The sequence below is a fragment of the Psychrobacter jeotgali genome, assembly GCF_904846315.1.
GTDB classification, from domain to species: domain Bacteria; phylum Pseudomonadota; class Gammaproteobacteria; order Pseudomonadales; family Moraxellaceae; genus Psychrobacter; species Psychrobacter jeotgali.
Genome location: NZ_CAJHAF010000001.1, coordinates 811,875 through 827,542, shown reverse-complemented (window position 1 = coordinate 827,542; position 15,668 = coordinate 811,875). Strand labels below are relative to the sequence as shown.

Below are 15,668 nucleotides of genomic sequence, written 5' to 3'. Positions count from 1 at the left end.
TGATACTGCTGTTATTTCGACTATGACATGAGCTGATTGCAGGATGAGAGTTGTATAACAAAAGGACTTTAGGCATAATATGCGTCTACATTTATTTCTATGCCGCTAACGTGACAAGATTGGTCTTGAGCACGTTCTATCCGCTATTTTTAATAAAACTTATTTAAAATACAGTGTTATAGCAGCGTTCCTCAAGTCTATAACTTAATAGCTTATGGATTCACCAAGGCTGAATTCTTGGTAGTAACCCTTTTGGTAGGATGATTTGCCTATAAATATAGACTGATATCAGTCTATTAGCTAGCGCATGCGGCGTAACTTTACTTGAAAACTCACTCAAAACTGGGCTGACAACTGGATAACAAATATTATGACGGACAGTACTATTGAACACAGCACGATAACGCAGAGCGACTTGATGATACATAGCAAGTACCGTGACGAATACTGCGGCGCTGTCACCGAAAAGCTACTTGAGCAAACCATCACTATCGTCGGCTGGGTACACCGTCGCCGAGATCACGGTGGAGTGATTTTTTTAGATATGCGTGATCGTGCGGGTATCTTGCAAGTCGTAGTTGACCCTGATACGCCCGAAGCCTTTGCTACTGCTGATGCTGCTCGCCCTGAATATGTCCTAAAAATCACTGGCCGCGTCCGTCGCCGCTACGAAGGTACTGAAAACGCCAATATGACCAGCGGTCAGGTTGAGCTACTGGGTAAAGAGATTGAAATATTAGCCAAGTCTGAGACCCCGCCTTTCCCGCTTAATGATGAAAACATGACGGTATCAGAAGACTTACGTCTCAAATATCGCTATCTGGATATGCGCCGCCCAAAAATGCAAGAGCGTATGGTCTTCCGTGCCAAGGCGACTTCTACGATTCGTCGTTATTTAGACGATCATGGCTTTTTGGATGTTGAAACCCCTATCTTGACCCGTGCTACTCCTGAAGGTGCGCGTGATTATCTAGTACCTTCACGTACCCGTCCAGGTAACTTTTTTGCCTTGCCGCAGTCGCCACAGCTATTTAAACAGCTATTGATGGTGTCGGGCTTTGACCGTTACTATCAGATCGCTAAATGTTTCCGTGATGAGGATCTACGCGCTGATCGTCAGCCTGAGTTTACTCAAGTCGATATTGAAACTTCTTTCTTAGATGAAGAAGAGATTATGGCGATCAACGAAGGCTTGATTAAGAATTTATTCAAAACCATGCTAGATGTTGATCTGGCTGACTTTCCGCGTATGACCTATAGCGACGCCATGCGCGACTATGCATCCGATAAGCCTGATTTACGCATTCCATTAAAGCTTGTCGATGTCGCTGATTTGATGCAAAGCGTTGACTTTAAAGTATTTGCCGGCCCTGCCAATGACCCAAAAGGCCGCGTTGCTGCTCTACGTATCCCTAACGGAGCTTCATTGAGCCGCAAGCAAATCGATGAATATACCAAGTTTGTGGGTATTTACGGTGCTCGTGGTTTGGCTTATATCAAAGTTAATGATGCCAGCAATATTAACAATGGCGTTGATAAAGAATCAGGTTTACAGTCGCCTATCATTAAAAATATGACTGATGAAGTACTGGTAAGCCTGATTGAGCGTACTGGTGCCGGGGATGGTGATATCGTTTTCTTTGGTGCCGATAAAGCTAGTGTTGTCAATGATGCGATGGGCGCACTACGTCAGAAGATTGGTCTTGATCTTGACATGCAAACTTGCGAATGGGCACCACTTTGGGTCACAGACTTCCCAATGTTTGAAGAAACTGACGATGGTAAATGGACCTCTATGCACCATCCGTTTACTAAACCTAAAGGCTCAGTTGAAGAGCTTAAAAACAGTCCCGAAACCGCTTTATCCATTGCTTATGATATGGTATTAAACGGTACGGAGATTGGCGGTGGTAGTTTGCGTATCAACACTCTTGAGATGCAGCAAGCAGTATTTGAAGCGCTTGGTATTGATGCTCAGGAAGCCGAAGAAAAGTTCAGTTTCTTACTTGATGCGCTCAAATTCGGTGCGCCGCCGCATGGTGGTTTGGCCTTTGGTTTAGATCGCTTAATTATGCTAATGGTAGGCGCAAGCTCTATCCGTGATGTCATTGCTTTCCCAAAAACCAAGACTGCTGAAGACCCGCTAACTCAAGCGCCGGCTCCCGTTGATAGTAAGCAGCTAAGAGATCTGGGCATTCGTTTGCGTGAAAAAGCACAGGCGGATAACAGCAAACCTGCTCAATAGTTAACTTGATATTCCATGTACAGATGCTTATAGTCATATAAGTTGTAGTTATATAAGCGACAGTACAGCTTATTACTCTATGGCTTTTTGGTATGTAAAAAGGTGTATTATATGCTGTTACCAATTAGCTTACTGACATGTGAGTTCTCATGAATCCGTACCATATTTTTAAATACGTGCCACTATCTGTCATGCAGATAGTGGCACGTTTTGTTGCATGGGTTATTATATTTTTGCCGAATACGAGTGTCGTGCGCACCATTAAAATCAACATGAAATTAATCTCCCATAACCTACCAAAACCTCTCACCCAAGATGGCTTTAATCAAGATACTTTGGTTAGAGATATCGTTCGACATCAAGCACTTAGTAGCGTCGAATCCGTCAAAAGTTGGGCAATGCCGCCTGAATGGAGTATCGCCCAAATTCGTGAGGTTTATAATAAACAGATCCTACTAGAGGGGCTTGCCAGTCCCAATGGTATGCTGGCTATCGTGCCGCACTTGGGAACGTGGGAGATGATGAATGCTTGGCTCAATCAATTTGGCGCGCCTACTATCATGTACAAGCCTGTTAAAGGCGATATAACCAATGAATTTGTGTTCCAAGGGCGTTCAAGACTCAATGCCACCCTAGTACCTACAGATGGTAGCGGAGTAAAAGCCGTTTTTAAAACCCTAAAACAGGGCGGTTTCAGCCTTATCTTGCCTGATCATGTTCCTGATCCTTCAGGCGGTGAGATCGTACCGTTTTTTGGTGTTGAGACTTTGACTAGTACGCTTGCCTCCAAGCTTGCCAGCAAGACCAAATGTGCTTTGGTTGGTCTATCTTGTATCCGCCGTGATGATGGTCGCGGGTTTGATATTCATTGTTATCAGCTTGATAATCCAGCCTTATATGATCGAGATGCTGCTACTGCGGCTCATGCCCTTAACCAAGCAATGGAAGCTATGATTAATGATAACTTTAGTCACTATATGTGGGGCTATCGGCGCTTTAAACACTTACCTATTATAAATAATCCTTATTGCGCAGATGAGACTGAATTAAATAACTTTATCAAAGCTAATCAGCTGACAAATAACGACTCACTTAAGAGGCTGCAGTGAATAAACTGTAAGTAAGCCTCTAACATCAGTCATTATAACGGTGCAGATATCTAGATAATATAATTCATGCTAAAATAAACCACACTTTGACCTTTTTTAATAGCAATATGAGCCTATTATGACCCTTGACGCAGTTGATTCTATATCCACTCTTTCAGCCAAAAAAAATGATAGGCCAATGAGCGAACAGCGCTATATCATTTGTATGAAATGGGGTAATAAATACGGCCCTGAATATGTCAACCGCTTATATAACATGGTCAGCCGCCATTTGACTTTAGACTTTCAAATGGTATGTCTCACCGATGATAGCACTGGCATTAATGCTGCCGTAAAGTGCTATCCCATACCAGAGATGAATCTACCGGCAGGACCTGAGCGCGGCTGGAAAAAGCTCACTACTTTCAAACCTGAATTATATGATCTAAAAGGCACAGCTTTATTTTTGGATATAGATATCGTCATTGTCGATAATATCGATAGTTTTTTTACCTACGAAGCGGAATACGACGATAGCGTAGTGATCATTCGTGATTGGAAAAAACCTTGGCGGATGATTGGTAATAGCTCGGTCTATCGCTTCAAAGTAGGCATGAATACTTACCCTGACTTGCTTGCCAATTTTGAGCGTAACTTTGACACCATTCGTACCCAAGTGCGTCACGAGCAAGCTTATTTATCCAACTACCTGCGCGAGCATCATCATCTAGAATATTGGGATAAAGACTGGTGCGTCAGCTTTAAGTATCAATGCATCGCCCCTACTCCTCTTAATTTTATACGCGCGCCAAAGCTCCCTGATGGTGCAAAGATCGTCATTTTCCATGGTGAAATTAATCCGCCTGATGCCATCGAAGGTGGCGGCGGCAAATGGTATCGCCATGTCAAACCTAGCCCTTGGCTTAAGCAGTATTGGCAATAGATTTATTATTGTATAAACCGTATCGTAAAGCTTCTGAGAATTCAAAACTATGAAAGTATTGACCTACCTGATCAACTTAGATGGCAGTCATAAACGCTTAGAAAATGCCAAGCAGCAACTTGATCAGATAGATTGGCCATTCGAAAGGTTCCCAGCATTTGATGGTCGCGGAAAAAACTTAGCAGATTTTGAGCGCTATGATGATGCGCAGGCGCGCAGTATTTTGGGACGTAGTTTACTAAATTCCGAGATTGGTTGTTACCTCAGTCATTACAATTGTGCCGTCAGCTTTTTACAGACTGATGCAGAATTTTTGGTAGTTTTAGAAGACGATATGCAACTCTCCTCTGATTTCAAAGTTATTACCAGCCAGTTATTAGATTTTCTATACACTAATAATAATCTAGAATGGTATTTAGTTAATATTGCCGCTAAGAAAAAGAAACTTGCGCAGGACATTACCCAATTTCATCAGCATACTTTATGGCACGCTTATTACTTTCCTATTTTAGGATTAGGTTTGGTTTGGTCAAGAAAAGGGGCAGAAGAGTTTATAGAAAAAGGTAAAACCATCACAATGCCTGTCGATGTTTTTTTTCAAGGCTGGTTAAGCGCTAATGGTAAAGGTTTAGGAGTCTGGCCAGCTTTAGTCCATCCTGCTGACTTAGATAGTGATATATGGAGTGAAGCCACTGCCAAAAACATAGCGCGCAAAGACTTAGAAAATAGAGACTGGTCATACGGCCTAAAAAAGAAAACCCGAATGTTAAAGAACAAAAGCCTTGCCCTCAAACATTTATCTTCAACTAAATAACTCATTTATTATGAAAAATATAGTCATAAGCTTAACCGCTGCTACAGACAGAAGAGCGCACATCAAAAAAGAATTTAATAAACATAACGTTAACTTCGAGTTTTTTGATGCTTTAATGCCAGAGTCAGCTAAGACTTACGCAAATGAATTAAACATTAATATAAATAGTAGCCAGATGAGCAGTGGAGAGCTGGCTTGTGCCCTCAGTCATATTGCTGTTTGGCAACGCATTATTGATGAAAATATAGCTTATGCTACTATATTTGAAGATGATGTCTATTTAGGTGATGATGCAAAGTACTTATTAAATAACACAGACTGGATAAAAACAGACTGGAATATTATCAAGATAGAGTCTTTTGATAACAAGGTGTTTCTATCAGCTGCTTACACTAAGCTGCCAAATGTTAAGCGGCAAATCGCATCATTAAAAGGTAAGCATTTAGGTGGGGCAGGTTATATATTAAGCTTGCAAGGTGCTAAGTTATTAATGGACTACTTACTAGATAGCGAATTAATTCCTATTGATGAGCTTATATTTGATAAATTTATTCAATCAAAATCTGAATCGGTTTATCAGATGACACCTGCACTTTGTATCCAAGAGAAAATACTTAAAGTTTCCCATTTATCTCTTCCAAGCTCATTAGATGTAAATCGTGATCATAGAATGTCAAATAACAAAAAAACATTTAAAACTAAGCTTACAAGAGAAACTAGGCGCCTTAAACATCAATTTAAAAAATCTATCTTCGCTAAAGATATTCCTTTTAAGTAAGATGATATGATTTTTATCCTTATTAAGTGGCTGATATATACCCTTTTATTAACAAGTCACTAACAGTTCCAATCTATCAGCTTATTTGTAATCCAGAAGGCAACAAAAATGATTTTAGTAAAGAATCTAAACCTGCTGGGAGAAGGTACCCAAAAAAAGGTCTACGAGCATCCAGAGGATGCAAATAAAGTTATTAAAATTATGAAACCAGAACATGCTACCGCTACTGGTGGCCGAGTTGGTCAACATCATCTACGAGCTCATCGCTCACAAGGCATTTACAAACAGTTCCGAAGGGAGCTGTTGCAATATCTACAGCTATGCAAAAACAATTATGGCAAGTTTGACTTTACTTTTCCGATTGAGACCGTTTACGGTTTCGCACCAACGGACGAAGGACTAGGTTTAGTGACTGAAAAAGTCTTAGATCCTAATGGTTCAATAACTTCGTTGTATGAGCTGGCAACGCAGAATATTTTTGATGATAAACATGCCCAAGCTCTAGATAGTTTTTTTGATGCTTGTGCTGAGCAGCACGTGGTGTTTGGTGAAGTTAACATCGCAGGAATTATGTATACCGAACAAAGACAAGGTTTCCCTGAATTTGTCCTAGTCGACGGTATTGGTGAAAAGCTACTTATCCCTTTTAGAGCTATGAGTAAAAGCATCAATACTCGCAACATTCGCAAGATTGAGAGCTATATTAAAAGCCAGATTAACTATTATTAATACTCATTTTTGAATAAAATTCAACCCTCTAAAAGCTGTTGAAACAATTCATAATAAGCTTGGGACACGTGGCTTTTATCGTATTTTTTTAAGGCTTTTTCTCTAGCAGCTTCTGCTAATGGCTGATATTCTGCAGGATTAGATAATACTAATTCTATCGTATCAGCAAGCTGACGGGCATCACCAATTTGAAATAAAAACCCGTCTTGTTTATCATTTATCAGCTCCTCTACCCCTACCGCTGTGCTGCCTATAACGACGCATCCACTCGCCATTGCTTCCAATACTGCGAGATTTAACCCTTCAAATCGGCTAGACATCACAAAAACCTTGTGCTGTAATAATAGCTTATCCACTTCACTACTATAATCTATAAAATTAACTTGACTCTCTAAAGCGTAACTCTCAACCAACGCTTTCACTTCTTTTTTATAGCGCGCGCGGCCATCTCCTACCAAGGTTAGGTTTGGCATGACTCCCTTTTGTTTGAGCTTATGCATTGCTTTTATTAAGGTGACGTGGTCTTTGCTTTTGGCATACCTGCCCACCATAATTAGGTCTTGCGGCCTATCAGTGATAGGAAGTAAGTTTACTCCGCCAAATCGAGTCGTATCAATACCATTAGCTATGGCTTGAATAGGCGCTTGTAGATTTTGCTGAGCTAGAACTTGCGCCACGCCCTCTGAGACTGCGACGACTGTATCGGTCGCTTTACTTAATTGACATGTCTGGTAGCGCTTCCACGGCGTATAACGTTCTCTAGAGTTATGTTCCACTTGTACTAAATGTGGCACTTTGGCTAATAATCCAGCACGCCGACCTAATAGATGCTCAGGAAATCCATGCGCAACTAAGATGTCAGGCTGCCATTGTTCGCACAATTGCTTTAACTCATAAACCGTTGCCAAATGTGTTGAACCAGTAACTATTCGATAATCGACACCTATTTGATCTAGTTCAGTTAATTTTTTTGCTACGGTTGTTTTTTTTCGACGTAGCACTAATAGACTCTCTACAGACTCTATTTGGTTATGAGCTGTAATTAAATCGACAGCGACTTTTGTTGCTCCTGAAAAACCACCAGTGACAAAATGTAAGACTTTCAATGGTTTCTCCATTAACTTGAGATAATATCAATTAATTCAATTATAACAAAAAGTGTCAAGGCTATCTCAATACTTTAATAGCTTATAGGATAGAATTAAGCTTGCGATCTCTTTGAAAACTAGCATTAATTCGCATATAGACATTTAGCAGAAGACGACTTGATATCACTAATAATATCTAACATAGCTTGGGGCTGAACTATTTTTTGCCTATAATGAGGAGATGCAAGTCCTAAAGTACGATAACGCAATCTTTTGATGCGCTGTTTTTTACTTAGGTCATCAATAAATTTAGCAAATTGCTCTTGGTCATAATGTTTATGCATAAATAATAGCTTTGATTTATACCAACGATTATAAAAACCATAGTCTCTATAGGGCTCACTAGCCCCGCCTTTATGATAAACGCTCATTGAGTTGTTTTTTATAAGCGCTAAGCCTTGCTTTTTTATGCGATAGCACAAGTCAACGTCTTCGGAGTACATAAAAAAGTCGTCATCAAAACCGCCAATATCTTCAAATACAGACTTTTGAATAAACATAAGCGAGCCTTCAAACCAACATATCTGATTCTCAAAACCAAAGGTTTCAGTAAACTCAAAACGACTATAAGCACTGCCATCGTGCCCATCATCATCAAGAACCTGACTGCTAATGACGCCATAGTCTGGATGTGCTTGGATAAACTGCCACATAGCTTGCAAATAATCATTATCTGTCAAAATTATGTCAGGATTAATAATAAGTAGATGCTCAGCTTGAGCTTGCTGTGCGGCGGCATTGGTTCCACGCCCAAAGCCTATGTTTTGTGATAATGGCACCAAACGGATATTCAGCCTTTCGAAAAAGTGATTCTTAGCTAGCATTTGATCCAATTTGTCATTTTGAACATTATTACTGATGATAATTTCAAAATCACTTTCAGCCATACTTTGTGTTAATATACTGTTCAGCAGTTTTTCTATATAATATTCGGTATTATAGTTGACAATTAATAAAGAAAATATCATAGGACACTCATAATAATTTGTGTAGTTGACTCTCAAATACTGCTGGTTTATAACTGTAGCTTTACTATATATACTACTAATACCCTATAATAATAGATAATAATGCTAAGGTACTGATCTTTTAAAATACAGTGTAACCATCAAAATTTTTTATTGTCGTTCAAATGGGTAACAGGTTTTTTCAAAACAGTACAAAATCAGTATCTATATAGGTATTATCTCAAATCTCATACCGTTATATCGATGAAATTATTATATCACACATTATTTAAGTACATAGACTATGGCCATACAGTTACATCTATATCAAATATGGTATAACGAGAATACCAAACCTAGTAAAGAATCAGGTCTATTAAGCTTTGATTGTCGCAATACTCCAGAGACACTTAAACGAGAAACAGCACATCTCATTAGATTTTATGATGAGATCGTCGCCTATGCCCATGATGACGATTACTTTGCATTATTATCGCCGCGATTTACAGAAAAAACTGGGTTGAGCATTACACAAGTAAAAGACTTCGTATCCGCCTACCCTGACCATGACATATTTTTATTTAATCCTTTTCCGATGCACGTTTACTTATATATGAATGTTTGGGATAGTGGCGAGTATAGTCATAAAGGTATAAAGGAATTAACTCAACATTTATTTGATAAAGCAAATATAGACTTTAATGTTTATGATCACAATAGAAATACTATTTATAGTACGGTCTACTCTAATTATTGGGTAGCCTCCAAGCCTTTTTTAGATGATTTTATTAAATTTATCAAGCTTCTTGACTCGACTATAGATAAAATGCCAGAGCAAGAAAAAGAAAAGTTTTTCTCTGACACTGAATACTATACTAAAGCTAGTTTTTATCCTTTCATATTTGAAAGATTAATCAGCACATTTTTATTGATGCACAAAAAATATAAAAGCAAGCCTTATATATATGATGATAAAGCGATTGATTCAAAAAAACTAAAAAGAATAGATAGTTTTTTTTATACTGAAGGTTACCGAAGCGCTTATGATAAATGGGAAGAGCTTAATAAAGACGATTTAGAACGTTTATCTAAAGCGCATCTTGTTATTAAGAACTTTTTAAGGCCTAATACTACTATTTTTCCATTTAAGCTTTTTAATAGACTATCAAACTCTATGTTAAAAAAGAAAAATATCTATAAATTCAACTCAACATCAAAAGATATAAATGTGATATTAGAAAAAAATTTCAATAAATAGATATTACGAGCCATTCAAAAAACATACTAGATATTTTGTAAGAATAGCTTTCGACTATAACATTTATATATAAAAAGTAAGTTTTTTATATCAATAGTGGTGAAATTATAATGCTTACTAGTCCTCATACTAAGATAAATTTTTATTAAATCATTTTAAAAAATAACTAATATTTTTTACACTATATCACAAGCTAGTAGCAAGAACAAACTATTTTGGCAGTACGTTTAAACACCTATACCAGTTTTTATTTTCAACTGACTATAATAGAGATAATATAATGTTTCAATCAAATAAAATAAAAAAATTAATATTTAGATCTAATCTTTATGACAGTTTAATATTTTCTCAGGCCTTGATTGAAGATATAAATAATAGTGACTATTATAATCTTGATATAACTGATATAGAATCAGCCTTAATTGATAAGATTTTTTCTTTGGTAAAAAATGATCTTCCTAGAAAATATTCAACATCGAAAGATACTTTGTTTATAATATCGCAAGGTTATATTACAGGGGGTCATACACGCCTTATGGAAAACTTAAGTCAAATGATGCCTAATAAATGTCCTTTATTAATTACTAGAACCACTGAAGATCATGTTATTAATAGACTTGAGCGTTACTTTTCTACTATTACAAAATGCTTTAATAATAAGGATGACTTGGTTTATATTCAAAAACTCAGTAATGAAATACAAGCTTACGAAAAAGTTATATTAAATACTCATCCCGATGATATTCATACCATAATAGCTTGTGCACTTGCAAAAAAAATAAATTCAAGTATGAAAATATATTTTGTTAATCATGCTGATCATTTAGCATCTTTTGGCGTTACTGTGGCCGATGTTTGGTTTGAGATTAGCTTATGCGGTCAACAGCTTGACAAAGATAGAGGTTTTTCAATAAATACTAAAAAAAGTTTTTTAGGCATTCCTATAAATAAACAAAAGAACCAATTTTTTCAACCTGTAAGTTATAACTACAACCCCCAAGGTACGAGTTTTCTCACAGCAGCAGCAGCTTATAAATATAATATTAACGAAAACAACTCTATCGAACCATTAGCTAGGCGTATACTTTCGTTAAACTGCGCCAACCAAATATCTTTTATAGGCTCTGGCATAGAAACCAACCCTATACTTTTACCACTAAAAAACACATATTCAGAGCGCTTACATTTTATTTCCTCACTTCCTTACGATGAATATTTATTATTGACTCAGAACACTGATTTCTATATAGATAGCTATCCGATAACTGGCGGTACTGCATTTGTGGAGCAGTTTATAAATGGAAAGCCTTGCATAGGTCTTCGTAGTAATTTTTATGGTTATACTCCCTTAGATTTGATAAAAAGAGATACTGTAGATGAGGTGATAGAACTACTAACTCAAAAGCCCCCTACTCAAGGTTTCATTAGCGATTTACAATCAAAAATATTTGAAGTACATGGATTCGAAAATGTAAAATATCGTTTTTTGACTACTTTATATGAAAACGTTTTTTTCCAGAACCCAATGGTTGAATATATACCACAGAAACCTGTGAATAAAAGTAAAAAGCTACATATATCTAAAGGTACTAGAAAGAAAGGTTTGGCACTAGATAAAAAAATGCTTATTAAATTATTAACTTTAAAAGCTTTTGGTAAGAAATGAAATGGTTAGTGATCTCGGCTATGTATCCAAATATAATCACACAGGTAGCTTTATAATCCTATTAACTGTAAGCAACATTGGCTTGCATTGTACTATTGTTGGCAGTAAAATCTAGCAAGAATTTTACCGAGCTTTATGTAAAATTAATCATTGAAGTCTGCAAAAACCAGTCGCTGATACTTAAGTTAGTTATATTATATAAACTTGCGCTATATCAAGCTAGATTAATAAATGATTTGTAATTACAAATAAGATAATTAAAAGAACGGGTGAAAAGTATGAGAATTGTCTTACTGGGTAAAAATGGGCAGGTTGGATGGGAGTTGCAACGTGCTTTACAACCATTAGGACAGGTTATTAGCTTAGATCGATATACGGATAGCACTGGGCTATGTGGTGATATTAGTAATTTTGAAGCTATGGAACACATTTATATGACTATAAAGCCTGATATAGTCATAAATGCAGCCGCTTATACCAACGTAGATGGGGCTGAGAGTGACTACGAACAAGCTAATTTAATCAATCATTTAGCTGTCAAGCATTTGGCTCAACTCTCAGAGCGTTACAGTAGTTTGCTCATTAACTACTCTACTGACTACGTATTTGATGGCAGCACCGATATGCCTTGGTTGGAGACAGACATGGCTTTACCTATCAATAGCTATGGCAAAACCAAACGCAATGGCGAGCTTGCCTTAGAGTATAGTGGTGCAAGATTTATAAATTTTCGCACCAGTTGGGTATATGGTGTTCAAGGCAATAACTTTATAAAAACTATGTTAAAACTTGCTAAAAACAGAGAAGAGCTTAATATTATCAACGATCAAATTGGTGCGCCCACTGGTGCCGCCTTAATTGCTGATATTACTGCTCAAGCACTACGCTATTACTTTATTAATGACAAACCTCAATGCTTAGAGGGTCACTATCATTTAGCTGCAAGTGGTACTTGCTCTTGGTTTGAATATGCCCAGTTTATAATTGCTAATGCTAAACACACAAAAGACAGTAAACTACTCGTTAAAACGGTGCATCCGATTCCAACTTCTGAATATCCCACCCCTGCTAAACGCCCACATAACTCACGCTTAAACACCCAAAAGCTACAAACTCAATTTAAGTTAAACTTACCTCATTGGCAACATGGAGTTACTCAAGTATTAAAAGAGTTACTAGCATAATTCAAGCTAATTATGATGGCATTATTAATAGCCTAAAAATCAAACTTATAACAACATTAGACTACTTATTATGAATACTATTCCCACAAAAATACCAGAAGTACTAATCCTTGAGCCTCGCGTCTTTGCAGACGATCGTGGCTGGTTTATGGAAAGCTTCAATCAGCAAACCTTTGCAGATATCTGCCATGAGCAGCAGATTGCTATGCCAAGCTTTGTGCAAGATAATCATTCTTTATCCAAGCGGGGCGTACTACGCGGTCTACACTATCAGTTGCCACCATTTGCGCAAGGCAAACTCATTCGCGTGGTACAGGGACGTGCCTGGGATGTGGCAGTTGATATCCGCCAACACTCGCCTACCTTTGGTCAGTGGGTAGGTGTTGAGCTAAGCGCTACTAACCATCGGCAGCTTTGGATTCCAGCAGGTTTTGCTCATGGGTTTTTAGCCCTTGAAGATGATACGCAGTTTGTGTATAAAACTACTAGCTATTATAATAAAAACAGCGAGCGTACTATCGTATGGAACGACAAGGATTTAGATATCACGTGGCCGACAGCGGATTTAGAGCTAAAATTAACCGACAAAGATAGCGATGGTGCTACCTTTGTACAAGCTATAAAAAACGCTGACGTGTTCTAGTGATATAAGTATTGAGATTAAATAGTGCAGTCAATCTAGTGTAGAGGTAGACTGCTCGTATTAAAAAGAGCGCTCAACTCGTTCAATTATAATAATATCAGGTTTTCTGCTCACTTTATTTAACTCCTTAGCTAGATCCTCTAATTTCTCACTCCAATGCCCTACATAGTATACCTCTTTAAATGTCGCATTTAAGTAAGGCTTTAATGACTGTGAGAAAGAGTCGCCGACCACCCAAACATATTTATCAGTCAAAGCATTTTGAGTAGTAACAATAGTTGGATTACCAAATGGAGAGTCATGCTCGTTAGGTACTTCTTGCTCCTGAGATATGGGCTGCTCTTGCCAATCTACCCGCCAACTATCGGAAGCATCAAGCGGAAAATCTTCTAATTTTGAGATACCAATGAGATCTCCTTCATGCACATCACCTGGGGTAAATGTGACTTGCGGAGTTGGGAGTGATAGGGCTTCGGCCAAACCTGAGTACGCAATAAAAGCGCCTTTATCATTCCAATGAGTATCTGTTTTCCAATATAACAGCCCCTCTTTTTCTTTTGCTTTAAGCAAATCGGCTGTAGGGTCGTATACTACAAGGTTTGGAATTATCTTTAGTTTATCTAAGAAAAAACTACTATATTTAGTTTCGGAAGGTACTAAAGCTTCAGGTAAAAACTCTGGATATATACTGGATTTATTAGGCCCCATAATAAACGCAACTTTAGTACCCGTTTTATCCGCAGCGCTTACGATAGCCGCCATATTGTCAGCTACCCCATCTGTTTTTTCAGCTTTTGGCGGCTCAACCAACTGTAATTTCTCTACGCCTTTATCATAACTATTGCCTAAATATAACCAATTATCCTGACCTTGATACCAGTTCAACGAGGGACCGTAAGCATACTCAAAGCCCTTTCTAGTAATTGAAAACTCTTTAAAAGTATTTGATTTTGAAAAGTCAGTGACAGACACAAACAAGCCTATAGCTGCAATAACGACTGCGATACTACTTAAATAAATAACCTTTGAGCGTGTTTTGCGCTTACTGTAACGCAGCGGCTTTTCTATATATTTAACCGTGAGCCATGCTAGCAAAATAGCCAATAACACCGCAATCCATCTAAATCCAGTCGGTGGCGCTTTATCGTAGTATATTCTACCGTATGACAGCAGGGGCCAATGCCACAAGTATAAAGGGTAACTGATGAGGCCAAACCAAACGGCTACTTTGTTTGATAAGATGTTTTTATTAATCCAAGCTTCGGTTCCTGCCATGATCATCATGACTGTACCTAAAGCGGGGACAAGCGCCCAGAAGCCCGGAAAATAAGATTCTTCAGTAATTACAAAAAGCCCAACTAAGAATAATATAGCGCCAGAAGTTGAGATAAGATTGGCAAATAAATGCTTGCCGCTTGTTTTACTAATAAAATTTAGGGAAGAGAGGTAGCCATCTGCTTTTAGATTAAATTGATAAAAAGCCTCTCTTCTAAAAACCATAATCCATGCCAATAGGCTACCAAATAGTATCTCCCATATCCTTGTCAAAGGGGAGTAAAAGGTTGCGACTGGATCACTTCTAATTTGCATGATATTGAACATAAAAGACAAGGTTAAGACAATGACTGTGACCAACAAAAGATTGAATCTACGCTTCCAAGCAAAGAGTAGTATTAGTGGCCAAACAATATAGAATTGCTCTTCAATACCCAAACTCCACAAGTGAAGTAATGGCTTAGTGGCGGTGGCGGCATCAAAGTAACCCGACTCACTCCATAACACTAAGTTAGCCACAAAACCAATACCAGCAGCAACTAGCCTGCCTAAGCGGCTAAATTCGTCAGCAGATAATATAAGAAAACCAAATATAAAAGTGGCACTAATGACCACTAATAAAGCAGGGAAGATACGCCTAATTCTACGAGAATAAAAATCTGCAAAACTAAAATCACCTTTTTGCAAACTATTATAAATAATAGTTGAGATCAAAAATCCTGATATAACAAAGAAGATATCAACCCCAATAAACCCGCCTTGTAATGAAGACGGGAAAGCATGAAAAATAACGACCGCTAGAACAGCAACCGCTCTCAAACCATCAATATCTGGACGATATTTATGGTGATATAATTGGTTTTGATTTTTTTTCATTTTAAAGCTCAAGTGTATTGATGAACTAAGCCATGATACATGGATAGACTCTATTACCTTTCATAAAATTAGTT

13 protein-coding genes are annotated in these 15,668 nt (G+C 37.7%); 10 read left to right on the top strand and 3 right to left on the bottom strand.

Annotated features, from left to right (window positions below):
• The first annotated feature begins 418 nt into the window (after positions 1 to 418).
• The 6 genes from aspS (at position 419) to JMX18_RS03395 (ending at position 6,597) form a co-directional block, all read left to right on the top strand.
• Complete coding sequence (gene aspS / locus JMX18_RS03420; RefSeq protein WP_201588200.1) at positions 419 to 2,245, top strand: aspartate--tRNA ligase; 1,827 nt, start codon at positions 419 to 421, stop codon at positions 2,243 to 2,245.
• 149 nt (positions 2,246 to 2,394) lie between these two features.
• Positions 2,395 to 3,354 (top strand): lysophospholipid acyltransferase family protein, encoded by a 960-nt coding sequence (locus JMX18_RS03415; protein ID WP_201584174.1) that lies wholly within the window; start codon positions 2,395 to 2,397, stop codon positions 3,352 to 3,354.
• Positions 3,355 to 3,532: 178 nt separating this feature from the next.
• Positions 3,533 to 4,276 carry a glycosyltransferase gene (locus JMX18_RS03410; RefSeq protein WP_201588199.1) on the top strand — a complete coding sequence of 248 codons (744 nt, stop codon included), beginning with the start codon at positions 3,533 to 3,535 and terminating at the stop codon, positions 4,274 to 4,276.
• Positions 4,277 to 4,325: 49 nt separating this feature from the next.
• Entirely contained in the window at positions 4,326 to 5,090 is a 765-nt protein-coding gene (locus tag JMX18_RS03405) for a glycosyltransferase family 25 protein (protein WP_201584171.1), read from the top strand.
• Between the two features lie 10 nt (positions 5,091 to 5,100).
• Positions 5,101 to 5,868: a glycosyltransferase family 25 protein gene (locus JMX18_RS03400; protein WP_201584168.1), complete on the top strand. Its 768-nt coding sequence runs from the start codon at positions 5,101 to 5,103 to the stop codon at positions 5,866 to 5,868.
• 108 nt (positions 5,869 to 5,976) lie between these two features.
• A complete protein-coding gene (locus tag JMX18_RS03395) occupies positions 5,977 to 6,597 on the top strand; it encodes a YrbL family protein (protein ID WP_201584165.1) in 621 nt (206 codons plus the stop codon).
• 20 nt (positions 6,598 to 6,617) lie between these two features.
• Here the strand turns inward: JMX18_RS03395 and JMX18_RS03390 are convergent, their stop codons facing one another.
• Both JMX18_RS03390 and JMX18_RS03385 read right to left on the bottom strand, forming a co-directional pair.
• Entirely contained in the window at positions 6,618 to 7,703 is a 1,086-nt protein-coding gene (locus tag JMX18_RS03390) for a glycosyltransferase family 4 protein (protein ID WP_201584161.1), read from the bottom strand.
• 125 nt (positions 7,704 to 7,828) lie between these two features.
• Positions 7,829 to 8,713 carry a glycosyltransferase family 2 protein gene (locus tag JMX18_RS03385; protein ID WP_201584158.1) on the bottom strand — a complete coding sequence of 295 codons (885 nt, stop codon included), beginning with the start codon at positions 8,711 to 8,713 and terminating at the stop codon, positions 7,829 to 7,831.
• Between the two features lie 283 nt (positions 8,714 to 8,996).
• Between JMX18_RS03385 and JMX18_RS03380 the strand changes: the two genes are divergently transcribed.
• From JMX18_RS03380 to rfbC, 4 genes are all read left to right on the top strand, one after another.
• On the top strand, positions 8,997 to 9,950 hold the full coding sequence (locus JMX18_RS03380; protein WP_201584155.1) for a hypothetical protein: 954 nt from the start codon (positions 8,997 to 8,999) through the stop codon (positions 9,948 to 9,950).
• Between the two features lie 280 nt (positions 9,951 to 10,230).
• Positions 10,231 to 11,616 carry a hypothetical protein gene (locus JMX18_RS03375; RefSeq protein ID WP_201584151.1) on the top strand — a complete coding sequence of 462 codons (1,386 nt, stop codon included), beginning with the start codon at positions 10,231 to 10,233 and terminating at the stop codon, positions 11,614 to 11,616.
• Positions 11,617 to 11,894: 278 nt separating this feature from the next.
• Positions 11,895 to 12,800 carry a dTDP-4-dehydrorhamnose reductase gene (rfbD, locus tag JMX18_RS03370; RefSeq protein WP_201584135.1) on the top strand — a complete coding sequence of 302 codons (906 nt, stop codon included), beginning with the start codon at positions 11,895 to 11,897 and terminating at the stop codon, positions 12,798 to 12,800.
• A 70-nt stretch (positions 12,801 to 12,870) separates the two neighbouring features.
• Entirely contained in the window at positions 12,871 to 13,443 is a 573-nt protein-coding gene (gene rfbC, locus JMX18_RS03365) for a dTDP-4-dehydrorhamnose 3,5-epimerase (RefSeq protein ID WP_201584132.1), read from the top strand.
• 60 nt (positions 13,444 to 13,503) lie between these two features.
• Here rfbC and JMX18_RS03360 read toward each other — a convergent pair whose 3' ends face one another.
• Complete coding sequence (locus JMX18_RS03360) at positions 13,504 to 15,594, bottom strand: acyltransferase family protein (RefSeq protein WP_201584129.1); 2,091 nt, start codon at positions 15,592 to 15,594, stop codon at positions 13,504 to 13,506.
• Between the last annotated feature and the right edge of the window lie 74 nt (positions 15,595 to 15,668).